The 26,906-nt window shown below is 38.0% G+C and carries 24 protein-coding genes; 11 read left to right on the top strand and 13 right to left on the bottom strand.

The window, feature by feature from the left end; all coding sequences use genetic code 11:
* Window positions 1–42 precede the first annotated feature (42 nt).
* From MHB40_RS21030 to MHB40_RS21045, 4 genes are all read left to right on the top strand, one after another.
* On the top strand, window positions 43–438 hold the full coding sequence (locus tag MHB40_RS21030; RefSeq protein WP_048391751.1) for a YtxH domain-containing protein: 396 nt from the start codon (window positions 43–45) through the stop codon (window positions 436–438).
* Window positions 439–595: 157 nt separating this feature from the next.
* On the top strand, window positions 596–1,156 hold the full coding sequence (locus MHB40_RS21035) for an HTH-type transcriptional regulator Hpr (protein ID WP_004230760.1): 561 nt from the start codon (window positions 596–598) through the stop codon (window positions 1,154–1,156).
* A gap of 264 nt (window positions 1,157–1,420) precedes the next feature.
* A complete protein-coding gene (locus tag MHB40_RS21040) occupies window positions 1,421–1,906 on the top strand; it encodes a DUF3267 domain-containing protein (protein ID WP_342533411.1) in 486 nt (161 codons plus the stop codon).
* 69 nt (window positions 1,907–1,975) lie between these two features.
* Entirely contained in the window at window positions 1,976–2,161 is a 186-nt protein-coding gene (locus tag MHB40_RS21045) for a hypothetical protein (RefSeq protein ID WP_008173337.1), read from the top strand.
* Between the two features lie 231 nt (window positions 2,162–2,392).
* Here MHB40_RS21045 and MHB40_RS21050 read toward each other — a convergent pair whose 3' ends face one another.
* The gene (locus tag MHB40_RS21050) at window positions 2,393–2,497 is read right to left on the bottom strand and encodes a YjcZ family sporulation protein (RefSeq protein WP_004230765.1); all 105 of its coding nucleotides are present in this window, start codon (window positions 2,495–2,497) and stop codon (window positions 2,393–2,395) included.
* 143 nt (window positions 2,498–2,640) lie between these two features.
* Between MHB40_RS21050 and MHB40_RS21055 the strand changes: the two genes are divergently transcribed.
* Complete coding sequence (locus MHB40_RS21055) at window positions 2,641–3,621, top strand: peptidylprolyl isomerase (RefSeq protein ID WP_205445498.1); 981 nt, start codon at window positions 2,641–2,643, stop codon at window positions 3,619–3,621.
* Window positions 3,622–4,297: 676 nt separating this feature from the next.
* On the opposite strand, the gene MHB40_RS21060 is transcribed toward MHB40_RS21055, so the two are convergent.
* From MHB40_RS21060 to MHB40_RS21075, 4 genes are all read right to left on the bottom strand, one after another.
* The gene (locus tag MHB40_RS21060; protein ID WP_342533412.1) at window positions 4,298–5,488 is read right to left on the bottom strand and encodes a methyl-accepting chemotaxis protein; all 1,191 of its coding nucleotides are present in this window, start codon (window positions 5,486–5,488) and stop codon (window positions 4,298–4,300) included.
* A gap of 278 nt (window positions 5,489–5,766) precedes the next feature.
* Window positions 5,767–6,702: a 3'-5' exoribonuclease YhaM gene (gene yhaM / locus MHB40_RS21065; protein WP_205445501.1), complete on the bottom strand. Its 936-nt coding sequence runs from the start codon at window positions 6,700–6,702 to the stop codon at window positions 5,767–5,769.
* On the bottom strand, window positions 6,699–9,587 hold the full coding sequence (locus MHB40_RS21070; RefSeq protein WP_342533413.1) for an AAA family ATPase: 2,889 nt from the start codon (window positions 9,585–9,587) through the stop codon (window positions 6,699–6,701). The genes yhaM and MHB40_RS21070 overlap by 4 nt, the downstream gene beginning before the upstream one ends.
* Window positions 9,588–9,591: 4 nt before the next feature.
* Window positions 9,592–10,806: a DNA repair exonuclease gene (locus MHB40_RS21075; RefSeq protein WP_342533414.1), complete on the bottom strand. Its 1,215-nt coding sequence runs from the start codon at window positions 10,804–10,806 to the stop codon at window positions 9,592–9,594.
* A gap of 258 nt (window positions 10,807–11,064) precedes the next feature.
* Here MHB40_RS21075 and MHB40_RS21080 point away from each other — a divergent pair, with 258 nt between their 5' ends.
* On the top strand, window positions 11,065–11,250 hold the full coding sequence (locus tag MHB40_RS21080) for a YhzD family protein (protein WP_036075853.1): 186 nt from the start codon (window positions 11,065–11,067) through the stop codon (window positions 11,248–11,250).
* Between the two features lie 52 nt (window positions 11,251–11,302).
* Here the strand turns inward: MHB40_RS21080 and MHB40_RS21085 are convergent, their stop codons facing one another.
* The gene (locus tag MHB40_RS21085; RefSeq protein ID WP_342533415.1) at window positions 11,303–12,085 is read right to left on the bottom strand and encodes an enoyl-CoA hydratase; all 783 of its coding nucleotides are present in this window, start codon (window positions 12,083–12,085) and stop codon (window positions 11,303–11,305) included.
* A gap of 139 nt (window positions 12,086–12,224) precedes the next feature.
* Here MHB40_RS21085 and MHB40_RS21090 point away from each other — a divergent pair, with 139 nt between their 5' ends.
* Window positions 12,225–13,196 carry a rhodanese-related sulfurtransferase gene (locus MHB40_RS21090; protein WP_342533416.1) on the top strand — a complete coding sequence of 324 codons (972 nt, stop codon included), beginning with the start codon at window positions 12,225–12,227 and terminating at the stop codon, window positions 13,194–13,196.
* Window positions 13,197–13,495: 299 nt separating this feature from the next.
* Here the strand turns inward: MHB40_RS21090 and MHB40_RS21095 are convergent, their stop codons facing one another.
* Window positions 13,496–15,145, bottom strand: a complete 1,650-nt coding sequence (locus tag MHB40_RS21095; RefSeq protein WP_342533417.1) for an FAD-binding dehydrogenase — start codon at window positions 15,143–15,145, stop codon at window positions 13,496–13,498.
* 809 nt (window positions 15,146–15,954) lie between these two features.
* Here MHB40_RS21095 and serA point away from each other — a divergent pair.
* The 3 genes from serA (at window position 15,955) to MHB40_RS21110 (ending at window position 19,081) form a co-directional block, all read left to right on the top strand.
* A complete protein-coding gene (serA, locus tag MHB40_RS21100) occupies window positions 15,955–17,568 on the top strand; it encodes a phosphoglycerate dehydrogenase (RefSeq protein WP_205445511.1) in 1,614 nt (537 codons plus the stop codon).
* 96 nt (window positions 17,569–17,664) lie between these two features.
* Window positions 17,665–18,168: an RNA polymerase sigma factor gene (locus MHB40_RS21105; protein ID WP_342533418.1), complete on the top strand. Its 504-nt coding sequence runs from the start codon at window positions 17,665–17,667 to the stop codon at window positions 18,166–18,168.
* Window positions 18,158–19,081 (top strand): hypothetical protein, encoded by a 924-nt coding sequence (locus MHB40_RS21110; protein WP_342533419.1) that lies wholly within the window; start codon window positions 18,158–18,160, stop codon window positions 19,079–19,081. Before MHB40_RS21105 ends, MHB40_RS21110 begins: the two co-directional genes overlap by 11 nt.
* Window positions 19,082–19,125: 44 nt before the next feature.
* Here MHB40_RS21110 and MHB40_RS21115 read toward each other — a convergent pair whose 3' ends face one another.
* From MHB40_RS21115 to MHB40_RS21135, 5 genes are all read right to left on the bottom strand, one after another.
* Window positions 19,126–19,914: an HAD family hydrolase gene (locus MHB40_RS21115; protein WP_342533420.1), complete on the bottom strand. Its 789-nt coding sequence runs from the start codon at window positions 19,912–19,914 to the stop codon at window positions 19,126–19,128.
* A gap of 131 nt (window positions 19,915–20,045) precedes the next feature.
* Window positions 20,046–20,294, bottom strand: a complete 249-nt coding sequence (locus MHB40_RS21120) for a DUF3006 domain-containing protein (RefSeq protein ID WP_342533421.1) — start codon at window positions 20,292–20,294, stop codon at window positions 20,046–20,048.
* Entirely contained in the window at window positions 20,281–21,471 is a 1,191-nt protein-coding gene (locus tag MHB40_RS21125) for an MBL fold metallo-hydrolase (protein ID WP_342533422.1), read from the bottom strand. Before MHB40_RS21125 ends, MHB40_RS21120 begins: the two co-directional genes overlap by 14 nt.
* A gap of 69 nt (window positions 21,472–21,540) precedes the next feature.
* Window positions 21,541–22,887 carry a GntP family permease gene (locus tag MHB40_RS21130; RefSeq protein WP_342441569.1) on the bottom strand — a complete coding sequence of 449 codons (1,347 nt, stop codon included), beginning with the start codon at window positions 22,885–22,887 and terminating at the stop codon, window positions 21,541–21,543.
* A complete protein-coding gene (locus MHB40_RS21135) occupies window positions 22,888–24,027 on the bottom strand; it encodes a glycerate kinase (RefSeq protein ID WP_342533423.1) in 1,140 nt (379 codons plus the stop codon).
* Window positions 24,028–24,192: 165 nt separating this feature from the next.
* On the opposite strand from MHB40_RS21135, the gene MHB40_RS21140 reads away from it, so the two are divergent.
* The gene (locus MHB40_RS21140; RefSeq protein ID WP_342533424.1) at window positions 24,193–25,290 is read left to right on the top strand and encodes a sugar diacid recognition domain-containing protein; all 1,098 of its coding nucleotides are present in this window, start codon (window positions 24,193–24,195) and stop codon (window positions 25,288–25,290) included.
* 21 nt (window positions 25,291–25,311) lie between these two features.
* Here the strand turns inward: MHB40_RS21140 and MHB40_RS21145 are convergent, their stop codons facing one another.
* Complete coding sequence (locus MHB40_RS21145; RefSeq protein WP_342533425.1) at window positions 25,312–26,817, bottom strand: coproporphyrinogen III oxidase; 1,506 nt, start codon at window positions 26,815–26,817, stop codon at window positions 25,312–25,314.
* Window positions 26,818–26,906: the final 89 nt, after the last annotated feature.

The following is a 26,906-nucleotide window of genomic DNA, read 5'->3' on the forward strand; positions in this document are numbered from 1 at the left end:
GTTTAATAGTAGATAAACATGACTAGAAATGAGGTATCCAATATGAAAGCAAAACCATTTTTACTTGGACTAACAACAGGCATTATCGGTGGAACAATCGCTGTACTTTTCTCAACACCGCAATCTGGACAACAGCTACGTGCTTCTGTCAAACAAAATGTTGACCAAACAAAAGGTATGCTCCTTGATGTAAAACAACAAGTAGGGACTGTTAAACAATCTGTTAATACATTAACAAATGAAGTTAAAAATAATATCCCGCAAATAATAAATGATTTAAAGCAAACAATAACGACTTTTACGGAAGAAATTGAACCTACAAAAAATAATTTACAACAAGAATTAGATGCTTTACAGAATTCGATAAGCGAAATCGAGAAAAACATTGCACAAATCACAGAAAACAAGAAAAAACCGCAAGAAAAAGTTAGCGACTAAAGTCCTTGGTAATAGATGAATAATCTATTTTTTTATTAAAAACTATTGCTATAATATTATTTTTTAGCCACTTTTCAATTTTTTAATTTTTCTAACTTTAAACTTTTTTCCTTTACTGCTATAATATTTTTAAAAATGTGAAAGAAAGCAGTAGGTGATGGCTTTGTCAGAGGAATTATATACACAAAAAGAAGCGATGCTTTATAGTCAAAGAATCGCGCAGTTATCAAAAGCGCTGTGGAAAGCGGTTGAAAAGGATTGGCAACAATGGATTAAACCTTATGATTTAAATATTAATGAACACCATATTTTATGGATTTCATACCATTTAAAAGGGGCTTCCATTTCTGATGTTGCAAAATTTGGCGTGATGCATGTTTCTACAGCATTTAATTTCTCCAAAAAACTAGAAGAGCGTGGCTTTCTTAAGTTTTCCAAACGTGATGACGATAAACGTAATACGTATGTTGAGCTTACCGAAGCTGGCACAGAGCTCATTATAGAGATGAATAAAAACTACCATAATACGTATCATTCCGTACTGGAAGGATCACTAGCATTAAAAGATTTATATGGCCGTTTCCCTGATTTTTTAGATGTAATGGCTGTTATTCGAAATATCTATGGTGAGGATTTCATCGACATTTTCGAACGCTCCTTCCAACATTTCCGCGATTCCTTTGACACGCTAGAAGAACGCACACCTGTAAAAGGATAAGACGAAGCTTCAAACTGCACATAATTTTTCCTGCAATTATTTATAAGTTGAACATAATGAGTTATACTACTGTTCATTCAGGAATAAGTCATGTGAAAGGAGGTATTTCAGAAATATTTCTGAAGTACCTCCTTTTTCTTGCATTCTAACATAATTCAATTTACATTAAATAGGACACTTCCTATTTCGGAGTTGATAATAACCATGCATTGCTGGAAAATTTTAAATTTAGAACATCATTACGGTACTACGCGTATTATTATAATGAGTGTCATTACTTTTTTAGTGGTCTTTTCTGTTTCGTATGTAACGTTTAATTTATTCAATGAAGAGCATTATACAGATCGTTTATTCTGGCTCTTTGTAATAGCTGTGTTAACACTCTATCCCATTCACAAATTTTTGCACTTTTTGGCGCTATACGATTTACGCCAGCATTTAAAATTACGCGTACGTAGTCAATTTTATATAATTCCTGTTTTACACATGCGAATTCGAGAGCCTTTATCTAAAAATCGTTACATCTTAGCATTACTTACGCCTTTTATCGTTGTAAACACTAGTATTATAGTTGGAACATGGCTTTTACCAGCCTATACACATTATGGGACATTGCTGTTAGCCTATCATTGTAGTCTATGTCTGATTGATATCCTTTACGTGAAGTATCTATTGAATTCACCTAGAAATTCGCAAATAGAAGAAACACCTAAAGGCTATGAAATTTTAGTTCCACCAACTGTTCACTAAATGCTTGTACTTGTTTTTTATTGGCGTTCTTTGTTATGCTATTACTATTGAAAGAGGGGAGGAATAGACTTGCTATTAATGATTGTAGTTCTATTCTCGGTATTCTATTTATTTCAAATTAACCGCATGACATATGCTCTATGCATGCGACGTGAAATTCCCGAAGAAAACCAACCAAAAATATTCCGAACTATAAATATACTTATTACGATCCTACTTGTCTCATTCTACATTGAAATTTTATATGCAGTATAACAGAAAAATCCATTACGCCTCGGCGTAATGGTTTCTAAATTTTTCCAGGCTTTTTTTAAAAATTTATGACATCCGCGCCCGTCCGCACGCTCGAAGATAAGTCGAGCCCCCCATGCAACAACTTTTTCTAGCCAATCAGATTGGCTAGAATCTCAGGCATGCGGCGCGAATGTCTAACATTGTTAAGAAAAGCTAAGAGTTAAAGCTCTTAGCTTTTCACTGTTTTATTAATTAGTATAGGAACGCTGCACCAACGATAATTAATAAAATAAATAACACAACTAATAAAGCAAAGCCTGAGCCGTAGCCACCGCCACCGTATCCTCCGTTGCCCATAACTTCACCCCCTTTCTTTTCTATATCCTATGCGCTTCAAAATTTGAAATATAGGCAATACTCAAGGGGGAACCATTTTGTTTTTAAATCGTTTATGTTATAGTAAAAAATGGACGAAACCATGTTAGGAGAGAATATCCACTATGAAAAAGACAGTTTTATCTTTAACTTTAGCTGCGTCTGTATTAGCGCTTGGTGCTTGTAGCGGCGGAGACAGCAAAGCAATCGTTACTTCTAAAGTGGGCGATATTTCAGTAGCTGATTTTAATGAAAAGGCAAAAGCTTTAACAGGCTCATATGTAATGCAGCAAATGGTGACTGAAAAAGTTTTAGCTGACAAATATGAAGTAACAGATAAAGAAATCAAAGAAGCTTATGACACAACTGCATCACAATTTGGTGATGGCTTTACACAAGCACTTGCTGAAAGTGGCTTAACAGAACAAGGCTTTAAAGATTCTTTACGTGTCCAACTTCTTCAAGAAAAAGCTTTAAAAGATCAAGCTATTAAAGAAGAAGATGTGAAAAAATACTACGAGCAAATGAAAACAGAACTAAATGGTCGTCATATTTTAGTAGCAGATGAAAAAACAGCTAAAGAAGTGATTGAAAAAATCAAGGGTGGCGCTAAGTTTGAGGACGTAGCAAAAGAGTACTCAACTGACACTGGCTCTGCTCAAAAAGGTGGAGAGCTTGGATGGTTCTCTGTAGGTTCAATGGTAGACGAGTTTAACGATGCTGCTTATGCTCTTGAATTAAATACATTAAGTGAGCCAGTAAAATCTAGCTTTGGTTATCACGTAATTGAAATTACGGACAAGCGTGATGTTAAGGGTGTTGGTTCATTTAAAGATGAAGAAGAAAACATTCGCTCAACTATGTTAAATAAACTGAATCAAACTGGTGAAGCTCAAACGATTCTAAAAGACATCATTGCAAAAATGGCAAAAGATGCAGATGTTAAAACTTCTGATAAAGATTTAAAAGATTCACTAGAATTCTTCACAACAACAAGTGAAGAACAAGCAAAAGCAGCTGAAGAAGCAGCTAAAAAAGCTGAAGAAAATGCTGCAAAAGAAGATTCTGAAGACAAAGCAGAAGATACTGACAAGGAATCTAAATAAATTAGAGACTAGTGTTAATATCTATAACAAAAAGAAGCATCTGACATTTTAGATGCTTCTTTTCTTAGTGTTGAAAAACAAAACAATCAATAGAATTTTTGTGAAAGGTGAAAATGGTTTCCGTTGCAGGCTACTTGCTTTCCTGTGGGCGAGCGCCGAGCCGCTTCCTCCGCTCCCGCTCCGTTTAGTGGCTCGTCTGTCTCGCTATCCCACGGGAGTCAAGTAGCCCTCCACTCCAACCTACAAAATGTTAACTTTTTAGCAAAGGTTTTCAAATAAAGTGAAGGTCTTCACTCCCCATTTTATGGAGGGCTTTTGACACTCATCACTTCTTCGCAATGAAATTAAGAGTCTATCCTTTCTCTAATCATACAAATAATAGGCTAATTTGATTACTACGGCTAGCTAGTATGAAAGATAAAGGAAAAGCCACTTTTGCAGAATGGTTGATTGGAGTGGAGCCAGCGTCACTCCTAGGAGATTTAGCGTCACAGAGGAGACCCTGGAGCGAACGGAAGTGAGTGAAGCGGCTCATCGGACGCCCCCTGGAAAGGACGCTGGCGGAACGGAAATCAACCTCTCACCTTGCAAAGTTGCTTTTTCTGCCGTTGACATCATCTTTTTGCAACAACATGAAAAGAAGCATCTGACACATCAGATGCTTCTTTTTTCTTCTCTATTTTACTTTAAACTGACTAATTTCAGCTTGTAAGTCATTTGACATTGTTTGAAGTACATTTGCCGCGCTTGCGATTTCCTCATTAGAGGCGCTTTGTTGCTCGATTGATAAAGCTATGTGCTGTATGCCTGAAGACGTACCATTCGCAATACCTACAATTTCTTTTACAGCATCGTCCGTTTGGCTTGCCTTTTCATTGACACGCAATACAATATCCGTTACTTCCTTTGTACGATGACTAATCTGTTGCAAATATACGACAATATTTTTAAAGGCATCGCCTGTCTGTTCAACAGCCTCACGCCCTTCCTCCACAAACTGTGTTCCACTATTAATAGCATAAACAGCACTGGAGGTTTGCTTTAAGATATCATCTACTAATGTTCGAATATTGTCTGCAGCCCTTCCAGATTCCTCTGCTAGCTTTCTTACCTCATCCGCTACAACTGCAAATCCTTTTCCAGCCTCTCCAGCACGTGCCGCTTCAATAGAGGCATTCAATGCAAGGAGGTTTGTTTGATCTGTAATACTTGTAATCAGCGCTACAATCGTACTAATTTCCTTTGATTTTTCACCTAAAGCATTCACAACTGCTGTTGACTGATGGACAGATTCATTAATTGTATTCATTTTATCAATCGTTTGCTCAATTAACTGTAAGCCTAAATCCGCTTTTTGGTTTGTTTCATTCGCTATAGAGGCAACTGCCTGTACAGCAGAAGATGCATGATCCATATCTTTAGTAATTAAATGTGCTGATTCAGATAATAAATCCATTTGCCCCAATTGTCCTTCTGCACTGGAGGCAATCTCCCCAATTGCATTAGAAATGGTTTCAACTGTTTGACTACTTTGCTCTGTAATCGTTGTAAATTCCTTTGTAAAAGTCGATACATCTGTAGATGCTTTATTCGTCTTTTCAATGACCGTGCCAATTTGCTCCAACATATGATTAAATTCAGTCGATAATTGACCAATTTCATCTTTCAAATGATCATCAATTCGTACTGTTAAATCGCCATCAGCAGCCTGTGTCATAGCATTTAACACACGCTTTACACGCCTTAAGACGATATACCTTGTACATAACGAAATAATTACTGTGCCAATAAACAACGAAATAAATGTATTAATGACAACACCCGCACTACCATTTAATTGCACTACCTTTTCGAATTGACGACTCACAAACTCTGAAATATGGGAGCTTATAAACAAACTTATACCAATAGCTAGTATCATTTTGAAAATCAAACTTTTCCAAAACTTAATTTTCCGCGAAAAAAGTCCCTCTGTATCCATTGCTTTTCCCCATTCCTATAATTTCTCTCTCTATTCTAAAAGAAATACTAATATTGGTACAATAGTTAGCCACTATTATTACACATATGAATATTTAGACTTAGAGAAATTAAAAGCGAATAGCTAGTAAGTAGCAACAGTTTATGGTCTGAATTATATTACTATTAAATAGTAGGCTTATAGAATGAACGATTATCCAGTGGGAAGAGTCGCTCTGTAAATTCACCCGGTGCTGTTTTTCCTAATGCTCTTGTTAACATATTCATCTTCGCATCGATGTTATCTATATAATGCAAGATTTCCGCTTCTTGAAGCATAGGTTTTTTTGGGCTTCCCCACTCTTCTTTCCCATGGTGAGACAATACCATATGCTGTAGCAGCATGACTTCTTCACCTTCAATTTCAAGCTCACTAGCAATCTTAGCAATTTCATTGACCATAATTGTAATATGGCCTAACAAATTGCCCTCCACTGTATACGTTGTGGCAACTGGTCCTGATAATTCTACAACCTTGCCTATATCGTGTAAGATAATTCCTGCATATAATAGGTCACGATTAAGTGTTGGGTATAAATCAGCAATAGCTTTACCTAGTTTGAGCATGGATACCATATGATCTAATAAACCTGACGCATAGTCATGATGATTTTTAGTCGCTGCTGGAAAAACTAAAATGGCCTCTTGATGCCTTTTAATAGCTGCTCTTGTAATTCTAGAAATATTAGGGTTTTTAATATCAAAGAAAAATTGGTTTAATTCTTCATATAGTTGTTCTTTCGGTGTTGCAGAGGACGGCACTAAATCATGGATAGCGATTCCTTCCTCTGGCTTGGCAACACGAATCGATTTGATACGCAATTGATTCTTCCCTCTATAGTCATGAATCTCTCCACCTACACGCACAATAGCTTCCGCATGATACAGCTTTTCATGGTCCTCATTGGTATCCCATAGCTTTGCCTCAATATCTCCACTCTTATCTTGTAATAATAGCGACATAAATGGCTTTCCAACGGTTGTAACACCTTTTGTCGCTTGTTTTATTAATAAAAATTGATCAACTGCTTCTCCAACTTGGAGCGTCGTTATCCCTTTCATGTTGACGTCACTCCCCTTTCATTTGCTAATGCTCCTATATCGACAATTTGCTCTCGCTGCCAATGTTTGAGCATTGTGTCATGGCAAGTAAAATATAAAATTTGACGTTCATATCCTACTTCTTTCATTAATTGTACCATTTTGTCTGTGCGGTTTCGATCAAAATGGACAAAAGGATCGTCCATAATCATTGGAAATGGAGCCGTGTTCACTAGGGTTTTTGCAAGGGCCATTCGCAATGCAATATATGCTTGCTCTTTGGTAGCCTGTGACAATTCGACCATTTGATAACGTATTCCTGCAGCATCTTGTGCTACAAAATAACCTTCCTCATGAATCGAAAGTTTGTCATAGCTTCCGCCTGTAAGTAAACGAAAAATGGCATTTACCTCTGCAAGCACATGCGGTAATTTTTCTTCGCGAAGACGAAATAAGGTTTCATGAATAGCTGTCGCTACAGCTTTTTTAGTTGCCCATTGCTCAACTAGCTGCTGTAATTCTGTTTTCTCCTGCTCAAACTGTTGAAGCACTTGGCCATACTTTTCATCATTTAATAGCTGTTCCTTTTCCATAAGCAAAGAAGCGCGTTGTTCCAGACATTGGTCAATTGTTAGTTGCAATGAATGCTGCTCTTGTTCTAAAGCAAGTATGTCCTCGTTAACTGTGTCCTCAATCAGACTCGCTGGCTGTTGAAGATTGAGTGAAGATAATTGAGCCTGAACAGTTTGCAACTCTGTCACAATTTTTCTTCTCTGCTCAGATTGCTCATGCATTTCATAATATGCCTGCTCGTTTTGAATTTGCGCTTCCTTAAATAGCTCGGACATTTCTGCTGAATAACGATCAATTCTTGATTGTCCACCTTCCATTTTTATTTGGAGGCTAGCTAGCTGATCTTTTGCATGCTGTGCTTGCTGTTGATGCTGCTGTGCTTCAAGGTAGGCTGTACGTAAATATATATAGACTTCATGTTCATCATAAGCTCCATCTAAAACCCGTTGTAGTTGCTCATAAATGCTGTTCTTTTCTACCTGAGCTTCTTGCAAAAGACTTAGGGTACTGTTTCTTTTAGCTGCTAGTTCTTGTACACCACGGATACGCATAAATAATTCGGGCATTAACGTGCGGGCTATCGTTCCCTGTAAGCGATAACGCTTTAAAAAATGCTGGAGTGTCTGAGTGGCTTCTTCACTCTCTACCTCCGCTTGTTGAATTTTATATTCAAGAGAAGTGTATTGCTGCTCCTTCTCTTTTTGCTGTTCATTGACATGTAACCAACGATCTTCGTATCTATGCTTCTTTAAAAGCATTTCTTGTACTGTCATTTCCTCTTGCTCTAACTCCCGTAGGAGGAAACTGTGCTCTTTACTAGTAGGCTCATCTGCTCGATTACCATATCGAATAAACAAAAAGGTTAGCAATGATAAAACTGCTCCGATGATCATTACAACTAGATTTTTTTCAAATACACCATAGGCAAACGACATGAAACCAAGCAGTAGTACAAGCCAGATAAAGTAATGAGGTTGCTTCTGCTTAATACGTAGCGATTTGGCAGTACGTAATTGCTCAAGCTTTCGTTTTTGTTGGGGCCACTGTGCTAAAATATGTTCTTCTTCACTTGTTAATGACTCCTGCATGACCCGCTGCTTCTGTTTAGCAATTGCATCTAATTCTAGATGAACCTGCTCAAGAGAACGTAGATGAAACTTTAACTCCTCCTCTGTCTCCTCTAACTTACCTAATTGAAGCTGAAATTGTTGTTCTTGTTGGAGTGAAACTGTTTCTTGCAGAAGTATATCTTGTGCCTCTTTCTCTTTTACACCTAATAAACGAAATTGTGCTTCGATTTCTTGCTCAAGCAAAAAGAGATCATCATGTAAATTTTGCTCTTTCACCATCAGTTGATGCCATGTTGCCTCTTTTTGCATAAGTCTAGCCATTTCATTGACCGTTTGCTCATCCACTGTTGCAAGTACTTTATCCTGCAATGTTTGATACTGCTCCTTTAATTGCATCAGCTGTTGACTTTCATGTAACAGACGATCCTTTAATTGTTCATAACGTCTGATACCCTCTGCTGGAAACTGAACATGTTGATAATTGGTCAATGTCTGCTGTAAAGTCTGTTGCTGCTTAAGAAGAGGTAGTGCCTGCTTTTGAATAGTTAACTGCTGCCACTGTTGCTGTTGCATTTTTTGCGTACCATATAGCTGCTCTAACTTTTGCTCAAGTAGTTGTAATTGCTGTAGTTTGTCCTCAAATGTTTGAATCTTCCCTTGTTCCTGTTTAATCGTTCGTTCAAGCTGCTTTAATTGTTCAATCTTTTGATTAATCAATGGCACTTTACCTGTCTTTTTAAACAACTCGCTAGCCTCTTTATCCATTTTCTTTTCAAGGGTGGATAAATGCTGAATACCTGTTGTACCTGAGGCAAGTAGCAAATGGGTTAGCTCCTCCTCAGACATTTTTTCAATACCTTGTAGCTCATGCAATGAAAAAGAAAAGATGGATTCGAAGGAAGCCCTAGAATAACCATATAAAAGCTTTACTAACAACTCCTCATGCCCCGTTGTACCATCCTCAAAATAGACAGTAACATCACCAGCAGCCTTTCCTTTCACACGTTCAATTGTGCATTGGCCATAAATCGGGTGCAAAATTGTCAGCTGACCCCCATATTTCGTCGAAACTTTCGGCTCATATTTGCGCTGTGTCTGCTGCCTTGTAGGAAAACCAAAAAGCATTTGTAATATAAACTGCTGAATCGTCGTTTTTCCTGCTTCATTTAATCCATAAAAAATAGTGACGCCATCACTTAAGGAGATGGAGATATTTTCATGCTTACCAAAGCCATATATTTGGATTTTCTGTATTGTCAGCATGTAATCACGCCCTTTGAATTTCTTCTGCTAATAATGTTTGTGCATGATGCGTTAACTTCTCAATATCCTTTTCACTTAGTGGCTCTATCAGCCTAGCACCACCGGCATATTGGTACAAATCTTTTAGAATATCCTTCCATTCATTACTGTCCCACTGCTCCATTAAGCTCACAACGGATTGAGTTGTTGCTGTATGCTCATAATATCTCGCTGCCTTTTGCAACACCATTTTTTGTACCCAACACATTGGCTCAATGCCTTCCTCAGCCTCTCGAATAGTCTCTAACCAAGCATCTACTGTTGCATGCTCAAATAAAGCTTCCGTTTGCTCATCAATATGTTGCAAATGAAGCTCTACTACCGATGCCCCATATTTCGTCCTATTGGCTGTGATGGCTTCTGCACATCTTTTCAGTAATTCATTGGCATGTACCACACTCGAACAGTCCACCTCTATCGTGCTATAAACAACAGCAGAAGTAGAGATAAAATCAAGTTCAGTCGATGTTTGGGATAACATCACATCATAAAAACCTTTCATTCCTTGTTCTTTACGATGTCGACTTTGAATATTGCCTGGATAAACAATGGCTGGGTTTTGATGTAAAAGCTGTCGTTTATGAATATGGCCTAACGCCCAATAATGATAGTTCTTTTCAAGTAACTGCTGTTTTGTAAAAGGGGCATACACATCATGTGTCTTATTGCCTGCCTCACTGCCATGTAGCATACCAATATGAATGGCTTGCTGATCCTGAGCAGTTGGATAGCTTTCAATAACGGACTCCTTTAAATGACGTTCAGGATAACTAAAACCATATATATTCACTTGCTGACCACGTATTTTTAATTGAACCACACTCGTCTCAGCTGGTAATTCATAGACATTACTTGGTAAAGCAAACCGTGTCCAAGTGCCATTTAAATGATCATGATTTCCGTAGCTCACAATCACAGGGATATTGTGTTGAAAAAGCTTTTCCATTGCATCTTGAAATCTTCGTTGTGCTTGCAAGCTACGATTTTCACCATCATAAATATCTCCAACAATTAGTAAAAAGTCAGGTTTTTCCTGAATCGCTTTATGGATAATTTTATCGAATGCTTCAAAAGTGCTTGACCGAATTTTCTTTAAAATGTGTTCGGGTAGGCCAAATAAGCCCTTAAATGGACTATCTAAATGTAAATCTGCCATATGGAAAAAACGAATTGCTGACATCCAATCACCTCAAATAGTAGATAATTCTCTCTTTCGTACAAACCAAAGTAATAATATGTTGACTAATCGAAACCGAATATTTGTTCTATTTTATCATAATTCCTGTTTGATGAAAAATGCTATTACGGAAAAAAACAACATTGCCTTACTTTTTCCACAATTTTCGTAATTTATCAAAAAATTCACTAGTTTTACCGTGAAGTTTATAAATCTTCTATGTATAATAGAAATATATTCAAGTAAAAGGGTGGGGTCTGTATGGAGAATTATCGTTTTACAGCTTTTGAAAAAACAGGGGAAACATTGTTTGATGAAACTTGGACTTTTGAAAATGATGAGGCTGCTAAACTAAATGGACAACAACAAATTGAGGAAAAAGGTGTTGCCGATAAAACGCATCGTCTAGTAAACGCTTCGGGTAAATTAATTTTATTCCATGTTTAGTGGCTAATAAAAGGCACGTAGTCAATTATTTGCTACGCGCCTTTTATTATTTTTATTTCCCTACAAAGATAGGCATTCTTTTCTCTACAAATGCATGAATGCCCTCAACATGATCTATTGTTTTACGCATTGCAGACTGGCCCTCAGCCTCTAATGCTAAGATATTTTCTAGCTGTGGCATATTTTGTGCATGCAGAATTTTTTTCGTCGTAATCATGGAAGAGATAGGGGATGCAAGCATTTTCCCAACAAGCTGATCTGCCATTGCAAATACAGTGCCCTCTGGTGCAATATAATCAATTAACCCTACATCTAATGCTTCATTTGCTGTTAATACCTTCCCTTCCCATATCATTTGTTTCGCTTTAACCGTTCCTACACGTTCCTTCATGAAGAAATGACCGCCACCATCTGGAATGAGTCCTATTCCAATGAAATTCATAGCAAGTTTACTATTTTCACAGGCTACAACAATATCTGCCCCTAGTGTTAGACTAAATCCTAAACCTGCTGATGCACCATGAACTGCTGCAATCACAATCATCGGTAGCTGATAATATGCCTTCACGATACGTGTCAGATAAACCATTGCTTCATCAATATTCAGCGGTTTGCTTTCATCTAGCATTGCTTTTATATCGCCACCCGCAGAAAAGACCTTTCCTTCTCCCCGAATAACAAGCACCTGAATATCTCGTTCCTGTTGTAGAGCCTCAAAGCATTCTGCAAGTTCACGCATCATGACATCATCCATAGCATTCATCGCCTGTGGACGATTCAACGTTAACGTTGCACGACGTTCTAACTTCTCTAAAGTAATCGTTGAAAATTCCATCTCTATAACCCCCAATTATGAATAGTCATTCACTATGTATAATTCGTGTTTTTCTTGAAAACTCCTTCTACGCTAAGCAAAATTGCTCTTGTTATGCTATATTAAAGGACGAATATCGACATAAAGGTGGTAACGTATTTTGACACAAAAAGACTATCGTGTATTACTTTATTATAAATATATTACGATTGAAGACCCTGAAGCTTTTGCAGAAGAACATTTAGCATTGTGTAAAGAAATTGGGCTTCTTGGTCGCATTTTAGTAGGCTACGAAGGTATTAACGGAACTGTATCAGGTACCATTGAGCAAACAGATGCTTACATGAACCATATGAAGGCTGATGCTCGTTTTAATGATATTATGTGGAAAATTGATGAGGTTGAAGGGCATACCTTTAGAAAAATACATGTACGTCCTCGTCAGGAAATTGTTCACCTAGGTTTAGAACAGGATATCAATCCGTTAGAAATCACAGGTGATTATTTAACACCTAAAGAATTTATGGAACAAATGCAAGAAGATAACACAGTGATTATCGATGCCCGTAATGACTATGAATATGATCTCGGTCATTTCAGAGGTGCTGTACGACCTGATATCGAAACATTCCGTGACCTCCCTGCTTGGATGGAGGCACATAAAGAAGATTTTGCAGATAAAAAAATCTTAACTTATTGTACAGGTGGTATTCGCTGCGAAAAATTCTCTGGTTGGCTAAAACGTGAGGGCTATGGTAAGAGCGTAGGTCAATTACATGGCGGTATTGCTACATATGCGAAAGATCCTGAAGTAAAAGGCCAATTATGGGATGGTCAAATGTTTGTTTTTGACCGTCGTCGAAGTGTACCGATTAATCAGGTGGAGCATGTCATTGTTGGGAAGGATTATTTCACTGGGGAACCTTCTGAACGATATACAAACTGTGCAAACCCAGAGTGTCATAAATTAATGCTGTGTGAAGAAAAACATGAGGCATTTTACATGCGTAGCTGTTCAGATGATTGTCGTCGTGCCGAACGCAACTTCTTCGTGGAGGAAAACGGTTGGACAAAGGAACAAGTTGAAGAGCAAATTGCTAAGATTGCAGAGGTCCAACAATCAAGTTGTTAATACTTGGAGAGATAATGCATTGTTAGAAGATGGTTTCTCTGTAGTTTGAGCAAATGAGATTTCTAATCCATTCAATAATTTGAGCTAAGTGATCATTGCTGATGGATTTCCGCTCCAAAATATGACCTAAGCGCTCATTTCTAGTGGATTTCCGCTCCATATCGTGACCTAAGTGCTCATTTCAGAGCGATTGCCGCTCAAAAACTTCAGCTTAGTGATCCTACCTCAGCATGATCAACCCATTCAAAAAGAGCATCGTTCATCAAGACGATGCTCTTACTCGTATAAAGAAATACACTCTATTCTTGTGCTAAATAACGCCCTACCTGTCGTCCGCTAAATAAACAGCCACCGACAAATGTCCCTTCTAAAGCGCGGTAGCCATGGACACCACCGCCACCGAAACCACTTACTTCACCAGCGGCAAATAAACCAGGTATTGGCTGACCGTCCATGCCCAATACAGCGCCATTTAAATTTGTTTGTAAGCCACCTAAAGTTTTCCTTGTTAGAATGTTTAAGCGAACGGCAATTAAAGGCCAATTTTTAGTATCTAAAATTTTATGGGGCTTGGCAACGCGTACCAATTTATCACCAATATAATTTCTTGCCCCATGAATGGCGTTTACCTGTAAATCCTTCGTAAACTTATTATCCATTTCACGATCTCTTGCCAAGATTTGCTCTTTAATTTTCATGAAATCAAGTAAGTCATTCCCAGCAAGCTTATTCATTCCATCTACGAGTTCTTTTAAATCATGTGCAATCACAAAATCCTCTCCATGATTTTTAAAAGCTTGGATAGGAGCAGGTGGACCTGGCAAAATGCGTTTTAGCACATCGCCAATGCTTTTGTTTGTTAAATCTGGGTTTTGCTCTGAGCCAGATAAAGCAAATTCTTTCTCAATAATTTTTTCCGTTAAAATAAACCAGGAATAGTCGTAACCTGTTTTTTGAATCGCCTCTAACGTACTGAGCGTATCGAACCCTGGAAAATTGGGTGCATGAAATCGATTCCCCTCTGCATCAAACCACAGGGATGAAGGACCTGGCAATATCCGAATTCCATGGTTGGGCCATATCGGGTCCCAATTTCTTAATCCTTCTGTGTAATGCCACATGCGATCACGATTTACAATACGTCCCCCAGCATGTTCCGCGATCTCTAGCATTCTTCCATCAACATAAGCCGGCACACCACATACCATATTTTTTGGAGGTGTCCCTAATCGAGCAGGCCAATTTTTTCTCACTAAATCAAAATTGGCCCCAATGCCACCACTTGCCACAATCACAGCTTTCGCTTCGTAGGAAAATTCCCCAATCCCTAATCTCGAACTTTTTTCACCTCGATTAATAAAGGTTTCAGCTAGTACAGTTCCGCTAATTCCTGTAATCTTTCCTTCTTGCTGCACAAATTCATCCACACGATGTCTTGGCTTGAAGTCAATAAACCCTTCTTTCATCGCCTGTTTTACTTTATCTACAAATGGCTTTACAATGCCAGGTCCTGTTCCCCAGACAATGTGAAACCTAGGTACTGAATTGCCATGACCTCCTGCTAACGAACCTCCTCGCTCTGCCCATCCAACAACGGGGAAAAACTTTATCCCCTTTGACTTTAACCAGTCGTATTTTTCCCCTGCAGCAAAATCGACATAGGCTCTTGCCCATTTATATGCCCAAGAATCCTCATCATCTAAACGATCAAAGCCTGCAGTTCCTTGCCAATCTTGCCATGCAAGTTCCTTACTATCTTTAATCCCAAGCCTTCTTTGCTCTGGAGAATTTACTAAAAATATTCCACCGAAAGACCAATATGCCTGTCCCCCGATTGAATTTTCAGGCTCTTGATCTACTAAAAGAACTTTTTTCTTTGCATCGATTAATTCACAAGCTGCGACTAATCCTGCAAGTCCAGCACCAACTATTGCAACATCGTACTTCATTCTTACACCCCCAAATCAATCATCCTTAACTAACATTCTTCTCTCACAGTCTGTTTACCTTCTACCATTCATATTTTTGTCTAAAATGTGACAAACAAAAACGTTCGCTTTCTTGGAACAAAACCATCGACAATTAGCATAAATCCTCTATTTTATTCCATTTAATTCCCATATATTTTTTTATTCTAAAACTGCACAGAAACCTGATACTATCGGACTTTTCAAATATCGTTAGCGCTTTCATTGTATCCTCCAAAAAGACGAACAATAAAACGATAAAACATTTAAAACGTTCGTTTTTAGTTATTTTTCAGACTTTTGAAGTCACTATTTTTAAAGTTTTTAAGAAATATCGTTGACAAAGGTGAACAATAGGGATTATGATGTTAACAAATTTAATCACACAAAATATAACGACGGAGACACACTAGTCGCAAGAAAATCCAAAGAGAGCTGATGGTTGGTGCAAATCAGTGATTTCTACGATAATAGTTCCACTCCTGAATAGATAGGCCGAACAACTTTAAAGTAAGCTTATCCGTCCCATGCACGTTACGCATATAGCTAAGACTGCCAGAATAAATTTTCCAGCAGTGATTAAGGGTGGTACCGCGAACCAATGTTTATTCAGCCTTTCGCCCCTTACAACACAATAACTGTGTTTGTAAGGCGTGGAAGGCTTTTTATATTGTTTTCGATTTAGAAAGGAGATTGTTTGCATGCTGTAAGATGTTCGAATTTTACAAATTTCAGACTGTCGTAGAAAAAGCCACAACCTACCAATAATGAGGAAAAAGGAGCTAATTATAATGACTATTGCAACAAAAACAAGAACTATTAACGTATTTATCGCTGATCCACTAAGTGAGGATGGTATTTTCCCATTACGCCAGGAACAAGATTTAGATTTAAACATTATTGTAGACACAGGACTAGCACCAGAAGAATTAATCGCTAAAATCGCAGATGTAGATGTATTACTTGTTCGTTCTCAAACAACGGTAACACGTGAAGTGATTGAAGCAGCTAAAAGCTTAAAATTAATTGGTCGTGCTGGTGTTGGTGTCGATAATATTGACCTAGCTGCTGCTACTGAACATGGCATTATCGTGGTCAACGCACCAGATGGTAATACAAACTCAGCTGCCGAGCATACAATTGCGATGATGACTTCACTTGCCCGTCATATTCCACAAGCTTTTAATACATTAAAGAATGGAAAATGGGATCGCAAATCTTATGTTGGCGTGGAGCTAAAAAATAAAACTTTAGGTGTTGTAGGTTTTGGTCGAATCGGTGTTGAAGTAGCTTATCGTGCAAAAGGTCAACGTATGAACGTTATGGCTTACGATCCTTTCCTAACAGATGAGCGTGCAAAAGAATTAGGTGTAACAAAAGCGACAGTTGAAGAAATTTGTGCAGCTGCAGATTTCATTACAGTTCATACACCACTTCTACCTGAAACTCGCAATCTTATTAATAAAGATAAATTTGCGATGATGAAAGATGGCGTACGTATTATTAACTGTGCACGTGGCGGTATCATCAATGAAGACGATTTATATGATGCAATTGTAGCAGGAAAAGTGGCTGGAGCAGCTCTTGATGTATTTGTTTCTGAACCAGCAACAGATCATAAGCTACTGACTTTGCCACAGGTGATCGCAACGCCTCACTTAGGAGCATCTACAATCGAGGCACAAGAATCTGTAGCGGTTGACGTATCAAATGACATCATTAAATTTTACAAAACAGGTACTGTAACAAATCCAGTGAACATGCCATCTATACCAAAAGAGCTTCTTGCACAAGTTGAGCCTTTCTTTGAATTAGCGGAAAAGCTTGGTTCATTCCTATCACAAGTAACAACAGAGCCGGTCAAAGAAATCAACCTATCTTATGCTGGCGAAGTAGCAAACTATGATGTTCGTCCATTAACTTCAAATGCGTTAAAAGGTTTACTGTCTAAAAATCACGGTAATCATGTCAATGATGTTAATGCTCGTTACTTATCTGAACGTATCGGTATGAAAATTAATGAGCACAAAACAACAACAGCAAAAGGCTTTACAAGCTTAATTACGATTGAAATTATTACTGCTAACGAAACGCATACTGTGGCGGGTACACTATTAAACGGTTTAGGTGCACGTATCGTAAAAGTAGAGGACTATGTTGTCGACGTCATTCCACAAGGCCACCTTCTTTACATTAAAAATACTGACAAACCAGGTGCAATTGGCCGTGTAGCAACAAAGCTTGCAGAAAAAGAAATCAATATCGCGACAATGCAGGTTGGTCGTGCGCAGGTTGGTGGTACAGCGGTTATGATGCTAACGGTTGACAATGTTGTAACAGAAGAAGATTTAGTTTTTGTGGCACAGCTTGAAAACATTGATGAGGTAAAAGCCATTAACCTATAATGAATAATAACAAGAAGCAGGGAGTCTCTACTCTCTGCTTTTTATTTTGGTAAAATGATACTTTTCTAAGGGTTCTTCGTCTTTAAAGAAAAGGAGGTGTTCAGCTTGAAGATAGAAGAAATATTTTACTTACATAATCACACCATTTTTAAATACTTATATTACTTACTAAATGATGAAAAATTAGCGGAGGATTATACACAGGAAACCTTTGTCCGTTATTTGAAACATCACCAAACAATAAAAGAAGGAGCCGATCTCGCTTGGTTGCGGTGCACTGCACGGAACCTTGCCTATGATCATTATCGTCGAAAAAGGATTATTCAATTTGTCCCTTTTTTACAACAGCATGAAGAACAAGCGTCACCTTCTCCTCATCAATGGCTGATGCAACAAGAAGATGCCAAGATGCTATATCTTGCTATTCGTATACTAAAAATCACCTATCGTGATGTGATCATTCTGCGCAAAATAGAGGGGCTTTCCATCGAGGAAACCTGCGCTATTCTTGGCTGGAATGAGGGAAAAGTAAAAAACACATTAAAACGAGCACTCATCGCATTAAAAAAACAGTTAGGAGGTGAGATGGATGAAGAATGATAAGAATACATGGCAACACTTAGATGATTTAATGTTATCGGATCAGCAGCAAAAAAAATTATTACGCAATATGGCAGAGCCCTCAGTAATTAGTAAACAAACGACTAAAAATAGATGGAAAATCCCTTCTGTGTCAGTGCTATTTATAGTAGTTCTTTCTATATTACTATTATCTTTTGTTCAAAGTTCTACTAATTCTCCAACAACAATGGATTCCTCCAAAGCAATCCAACGAATCTATTTAAAGGAGAATATGAACAAGGAAACCTTTATAGCACAGGATTCTTGCCTGTATGTTCCTCAGCAATGCTATGCTCATTCAAAGGCTATCACACAGCTACAACAAAATTGGGACAACGCTTCTCCTGTAACAATATCCGCTAGTCAGTGGAAAAGTGGTACTATCTATGATATTTTGGTTCTCTATAATGACCGTACACAAGAGAAATGGAAGGTACTCAATAATAAGATTTTCTTCAATGTTGAAACTAAGCAAGCCTTTGTGATTGAAGAGTCATTTGACTCACTACGCTATTTTTATGATGAGGAGCGGTCGACGAAACTTATTATTGGGAACAGTTTCATCCTACTTATGCATTTCATCCTATGGATTGCTAAAAAAAGAATGCCTCATACAGAACGTCGCTTTTTCGCTGCGACAGTTGAGCATGCTATTGCCAATGCCATCATGCTCGTGTTGTTTGGAGGTATTTCATTTGGTATCTATCTTGTACACCATACTATTCATGCAGTAATTATTTATGGCCTTTTCTCACTCTACTCCTTTATGCAAATCTATTATCGTAAAAAGGCTGGTGAACCTCAGGGTTACTTAATAGCTAGCGCTCTTGTCCAGCTTTGTATAGCTATAGCTTTTACATGTTTATATCTTGGACTGAATGTCTATTTTTAACAAAAAAATGTACTGACTCCATGAGGGATCAGTACATTTTTATATTATAGCTTATTTATAAGCTCCAACAATGCTGTCAAAGAGTCTACCTCATAGGTAGGTGTCACAGCCCCATTGGCGATATTGTTTTCACGATTAATCCATACATTGCGCATTCCGACACGAGATGAACCCAAAATATCAGTATTAAGATTGTCACCAACCATAATTGCCTCGTCAGCTGTAATGCCTGCTTTCTCCATCACATACTCAAAAATAGATGCGTCCGGCTTACCTTTACCAAAGTCTCCTGAAATAATAATATGATCAAAATATGGTGCAATTTCTGGTGTAATTTCTAGCTTTAAATTTTGCAAACTTGGTGCGCCATTTGTTAGCAATACAAGCTGATATTTTCCTTTTAATTCATCTAACACTGCAAAAGTATCTTCGTATAAAAATGGCGCTACTTTACGCTCGGCTACAAAGCGCTCTCCTAGCTCTGCTCCAAACGCTGTATCCTCAATACCAAGAGTAGCTAACCCTTTTGTCCAAGCCGCTGCACGATAACTAGGAACAATTTCTTTCATTTTTTGGAAGGAATCCGTCGAGTCGTCAAACGTTCCCCAAAGCCCTTCAAATGGATTGATACCAATTAAAACCGTATAATCATATGTTTCATACCCTTCATACAAAGCACGTGCCTCTCGGCGAACAGCTTCCTCTAACTCAGCAGGATTCACATTATGTACTGTTGCTGCATAGTCACATGTTTTTTCAAAAGCTGTTTTGACCGATTTTTTATCCCATAGTAGTGTATCATCTAAATCAAAAATAATTGTATTTATCGACATTTTGTCCGCTCCTAGCTCCCGATTAATACTACTATTTTAGCATATTTTCAAAATATTTAGGATAACAAATTATGTACAATTCCTCTATCTAAAAACAAGCTGTGCGTCAAATCTTCACAGCTTGTCATCTATTAATTATGTTTATTACGCAAACGGTTCATTAAACTTTGAATGTCTGCTCTTTTTTGTTGTGTTTCATCTTGTAAAATTTCAATATAGTAAATGCCATCTTTTTCTTCTATCTGAACACGATCACCTACTCGCACTGGCTTGTTCATGGCTGACTGTGAAATAATGAGTTGTTCCTCTTCCTCTGGAAACTTTAAGAAAACCGCATAGCCATCTTCAATACGGTCTAATGTGTATTTATTCGAGCTCACTGACAAGTTCCCCTTTCTCATTGCGTAATTGCGCAGCATCTCCATCATTTAACCAAATCTGTTTAGTTGTCCATTTCAAATAATTTTGCCCTTCTCGCGCATTGGTTCCACTAGTAATATATATTGTTTTCCCTGGCTGTAAAGAAAAATTAGGGAAATTAAAAACTTGATGTCCTTCAATTGAAATAAGCTGCCAATCTTTTAAAGATACCGCTTGTTGTCCACTATTTTTAATACCTACAATTTCAGTGACTAGATCCTTGCTAACGATCTCAATAGCTATTGGCGGTGCCTCTACTTTAGATGGTTTTGTGCCAGTTTCTACTTTAGAAGTTTCCTTCCCATTCACCGCATAGTTTACCCCATCTGTGGATACCGTAATCGTTCCTAAATCCGCTGTGGCATAGATTTTACTACCAATAGCCTGCAAACGATCTACTACTTCTGTATGTGGATGACCATATTTATTATCTTCTCCATAACTTAATATCGTGACTTCTGGTTTTACAGCCCGAACGAACTCCTCTGAGCTGCTTGTGTTAGAGCCGTGGTGTCCTGCTTTTAAAACCGTTGCTGTCACATCATACTGCAGCATGTCCTTTTCTAATGCTACTCCAGCATCTCCCGTCAATAAAAAGGAGACATTGCCATAAGTCATTTTTAAGACAATGGAGGCATCATTATTATCTGTAGCCTGTTCATTCGCATTTAATACTTTCACATTCACTTCCTTATCAAATTCAATCTCATCACCAGTTTTCGGTACATGATAAGGAATATTTTTTTCATCAATGCGTGTTAGCATTTCTTCAAAGGTTTGCGAGGTATGTACTTTTCCTGAATCATAAAATTGCTCAATCGGCATGGTATCTAATACAGGAATAAGGCCTCCGATATGATCAGCATCTGGGTGTGTCGCCACTACTATATCGAGCTTATTTATCCCAAGTTCTTTTAAATAAGAAACAATCTGTTGTCCTGCGCCCTTCACTCCGCCATCTACAAGCATTGTTTTACCATTCGGTGATTCAATCAGTATAGAATCCCCCTGACCCACATCAATAAAATGAACCTGCATTTCATGACCAGCTGTTACAGGAATTTTCTCTGTCTTGACTACCTCGGTACAGCCAGCTAATAAAAAAATGCAAAGGAGTAATACTATTATTTTTTTCATCTACTAACTTCCTTTCTATTTTCCTATTATACAAAAAGAGAGCTACCCATGGGCTGCTCTCCTTTTACTTTAAACAAATATCCACCATAAAATCATCGTAATAATAATAGTCACAAGTCCCTGTAATAATGTGGCCACTGTTTGCGCTCTATAGGCTTGTGTCACTTCCATACCACTATACTGCGTAATCACCCAGAAGAAGCTATCATTCACATGGCTAACGGTCATTGCTCCTGCACCTATTGCCATCACCACTAATGCTAATGGTACCGCTCCCTCAATTCCAAGTGTCACAAGCATAGGGGCTACTAAAGTAGATGTAATCACAAGAGCTGTTGTGGAAGAACCTTGGGCTGTTTTCAATGCTGCTGCTACTATAAACGGCACGAGAAGGAATAACGTACCTGAGGCAAACATACCTAAATCCATTTCCTGAAGCATTTCTCCAACACCAGCGTTTTTAATAACAGTACCAAATGAACCACCAGCCCCTGTAATAAGTAAAATAGGTGCCGCTTCTTTTAAGCTTTCGCCAATCCAACCTGTTAATGTCGTTTCACTAATTTCCGGCAATAATAAAAATGCAGATGCTACACCTAAAAATAAAGCTACTGTTGGAGAACCTAAAAATTTAAAGATTGTATTGAAAGTGGATTCCGTATCACCAACTAATGCTGCTATAGAACCAAGACCGATTAACACAATCGGCAGAACGATTGGTAAAAACGCTTTAAATGTTGAGGGCATTTTACCAAAGGATTTAATGACTTCCTCATAATCTAATGCCTCTACCTCATCTTCAGGTACTCGAATTTTTGTCGCTACTTTCACTGACCAGAGATAACCTACAAATGTCGCTGGTATCGCTACTAGTAAACCAATAACAATGACTGTTCCTAAATAATCCGCTGCGCCAATATTTCCTGCTGCTGCAATAGGCCCTGGAGTTGGTGGTACTAATACATGCGTCGCAAATAAGCCCGTTGCTAAAGCTACTGCCATGGATGCAATCGTGACATTTGCTCGCTTTGCCAATGATTTTTGTAAGCTAGATAAAATAATAAAGCCTGAATCACAAAATACTGGTATGGAAACGATATAACCGATTAAAGACATCGCTAATTGCGGGCGTTTAGGTCCTACAATGCGTAACACTACTTCTGCCATACGATAAGCAGCACCTGATTTTTCTAATATTAAACCTATGATGGTACCAGCGATAATGACTAAACCAATACTTGTCATCAAGCCTCCAAATCCAGTATTAATGCTTTCCACAACGGTCAATAATGGCATACCTGAAGCAATCCCAACAAAGAAAGCACTAATTAATAAAGCTAAAAACGGATGAAGCTTCAACTTAGCCGTTCCCAAAACAACAAATAATACCCCTATTAAAATAATGATGAACAACATCTAGTCAACCCCCTTTTGTATGTAACGCTCAATCATTCTTTTTGTTTTTAAGCGAATATAGTGAGCAGGTTCTTGCATTGCCTGTTGTACATTAATCTCCTCATCTACCAATGACTCAACAATAGTAAAATACGTTTGCAATGCTGCATTCGCTTTTTCATCGATTCCTCCAGATAACAGCATTGCCTCTACATTCGCTTGCTTAGCAGCCTTCGCTACACCCAATGGTGCCTTACCATGTAATGTTTGGAGATCGGATTTTCCCTCACCCGTTATCACTAACTGTGCTTCTGCTAAATGAGCCTGTAGCTGTACAGCATCCAGCACAATATCAATTCCAGCATGAAAGGTTCCTTTTAAAAATGCGATTAATGCGCCGCCCATTCCCCCAGCAGCTCCTGCACCTTTAAAGTCATGTAATCGAATAGAAAATTCGGTCTCAACAATATCTGCAAAATGCTTTAAACAGCGATCAAATTCGGCAATCTGATGTTTTTGAACACCTTTTTGCGGACCAAAAATAGCGGTTGCCCCTTGTTCACCAATGAGTGGATTATCAACATCACAAGCTATCGTAAATGTTGCCTCTGCTAATCTAGCATCTAACTGACTACTATCTATAGCATCTAATTTCATGAGGTTAGAAACACCAGCCTCAAGCTCTAACCCCTCCGCTGTTATTAAACGCACACCTAATGCTTGTAACATGCCAATACCCGCATCATTTGTAGCACTTCCGCCAATGCCAATAATAAATTTTCTAAAGCCCTGATCGAGTGCGGCTTTAATTAATTGTCCTGTGCCATAAGATGTAGCAAGTTCAGGGTTTTTCTCATTTTCTTGTAACAACATAATCCCGGATGCTTGAGCCATTTCTATCACACATGTTACTTGATCGCCCAATACACCATATTGGGCCTGGATAGCTCTTCCCAATGGATCAAGCACAGTTACGGAAAAATATTGACCATTTGTAGAGGCGATAAGTGATTGCAGTGTGCCTTCTCCGCCATCTGCAACTGGTAATATAATAGTTTCAATCGATTGATTTGCATCCAGAATTCCTTTCTGCATTGCTTTTGCTACTTCAACTGCTGACAGAGTACCCTTGTAGGAATCTGGACTAATTATGACTTTCATGTTCTACCTCCACTTATGTCGTCCATTGATATTTACGTAAATTTTCATATCCCAATGTTAAGCGCTTACAATTTATTATAATGACAATAAATTCAGAAAACATTATAATAGGTGTACAATTTAACTGTCATATAACAGGCTGTTTTTTATGCGGGGTGTATAAACATGTTGACAAAAAAGTTAGCAGAAGAAATTGTCCATCAAACGATGCTGCGTTTGCGGCACAATATTAATGTCATTAGCCCAAGTGGAGTCATTTTAGCTTCCGGAGATAAAATGAGGGTGGAAAATATTCATGAAGGTGCGCTTTATGTAGCACAAACAAAAAAGACTTTAATTATTAACGAAGAGAATATAGCGCTGTTTCCGAATACAAAACCAGGCATTAATATGCCTATTATGTATCAGGATGAGGTAGTAGGTGTTATTGGTATAACAGGAGAGTCGGAGGAGATGCTTGAAATTGCTAATCTCGTGCAACTCACAACAGAGATGATGACCCATCAAGCGATTGTTGAATCTAAAAGCGAATGGCAACGAAAGAATAACGATTACATATTTGAAGCACTCGTTCATGGGAGTAAGCTAGAAGGAACCTTAAATGAACGAATTCAAAAATTACCCTTTGCCCTAGCGGCACCCTTTCAAGTGATTTTAGTAAGCTTAAGTGAAGCATCTTACGTAGAAAATACGATTCCGTTCTTTTTTGAGGATTTATTTTACAAGCAGCCTATTCTTGCAGGTCATAGCCAATTACAGGAATACTATATCCTGCTAACAAATTGTGAGGAGCAAAATTGCCGTCCCATTATAAAAGCACTTCGCAAGCAGAAGCAAAAACTACCCTCCCTTCAAATTGGTGTAGGGCCCGTGGTACAGCAATTATCCCAGCTTCCCTATAGCTACCAGGGAGCCAGAACAGCTCTAAAATTTTCTGCAATCCATAATGAATTGACTTTTTTTGAAGATGTCGAGTTATTTTCCCTTTTTAAACCTCGTGAATCGGAGGAAGTACAAGCATTCTACCGTCGTATACTCAAAAATTTGGACGCTAAACAATTAGAAACATTACAATCATTTTTTGACTGTAATTTACAGCTAAAGCTTTGTGCACAACAATTGAATATTCATCGTCATACACTTACTTATCGCTTAAATAAAATAAGAGAATTAACAGGCTATGATCCGCAATATTTTGAGGATGCTGTTCTGCTAAAAATGGCCTGTACATTACGAGCACTACAAACAATGAAGGCAATCTGAACAAATCAGATTGCCTTCATCTTACTCGTTATATAATTCATTTAAAAACTCGATTTTTTTCCCAATAGCCTCTTCAAAGGTCATGATATAGGCGGCAGGATCTTTCGGATTATGGAATTGTGTAATTCTTCCTGTTTCGGGATGCACAAATTTTGAAGATGCCCCACAGCCAATTCCTAAGATTGTCTGCACCTCTTCCATAATAACGATATTATAAATACTTTCTTCTCCCGCTTTACTATAGCCGACATTTTCTAAATTACCTAATATATTTTTTTGGCGATATAAATAGTATGGAACATAGTCATTTTCTTTTGTCCAAATCTGTGCCATTTCCATCATTTCAGCAACCGTATCACGATCGGCTACTTTGTATTTATCCTTATTGCGTGTCATCTCTGACGCACGTTTAAATGATAGTGTATGAACAGTTAATGACTCTGGCTGCATCTTTGCCGATTCCTCTAATGAATGTTGGAATTCCTCGATTCCTTCATTCGGTAGCCCAATAATGAGATCCATATTGATATTGTTCATACCTGATTCTCTTGCAAGCCAAAACTTATCAATGGTTTCCTGAACCGTATGATGACGACCAATGGCTTTTAATGTTTCATCTGTATAAGATTGTGGATTTACACTAATACGATCAATTCCCCACTTTTTAAGTACTTCTAATTTTTCAGGTGTGATTGTATCCGGTCTTCCTGCTTCAACTGTAACCTCTCGAATGGTTTCAGGGTTAGGGAATGATTCATACATCGTTTGATATAAGGCGTCCATTTCATCCGCCTCAATTGAAGTTGGTGTACCACCACCCCAATAAATGGAGGTGATTTTCATTTGATTGTCCTTCAGCCATTTGCCCATTTCACGTAGTTCAATATGCAAGCCATCTAAAAAAGTTGTAACACGCCCTTGCTTACGATTGCTACCAATCGCATAGGCTGGGAAAGTGCAATATGCACATTTGGTAGGACAGAATGGAATACCGATATAAACACTGATCTCTTGTCCAATCGCATCAAGATCAGGAATGGTTACTAGTTGTCGGTCCACAATTTCCTTTAATAGTGCCACTTTGTCCTTTGATAAGCGGAAATCTCGAATTAATAGATCAGCAATTTCCTGCTCACTTTTACCTTCTTTTCTAAATTTATGATATAGCTTTGTCGGGCGTACACCTGTTAAAATCCCCCATTGTTGATGCACCCCAGTATGTTGTTCAAGAACATCTAAAAATACATGTGACAATGCACGTTTTATACGAATATTTAGCTCACGACCTATTGCTGGTGTTTCATATTGAATACGATATTCATTTGTATATTGCTGACCATCTACAATTAAGACTGCTTTTGTAGAAATGGAAAAATCATCTCCAGTCTGATAGTCAAATGAAGCAGACATGTCTGCTCCCTTTGGTTCAATCTTCAACTTGGAATCCTCAAAAAATAAATTCGCAATATGATTTAATACACGAATCCAATCTTCAGGATATTTTTGATCTATGTGAATAATTTTCATTTTGTTTCGCTCTCTTCTTTTATATATTGCAGATTTAAGTTTAACAAATTTCTATGACTTTAAGCAAAATAACAATTAGAATCTCTAAA

Origin of the sequence: Lysinibacillus sp. FSL K6-0057, from assembly GCF_038630885.1 — a bacterium.
Classification (GTDB): Bacteria; Bacillota; Bacilli; order Bacillales_A; family Planococcaceae; genus Lysinibacillus; species Lysinibacillus fusiformis_F.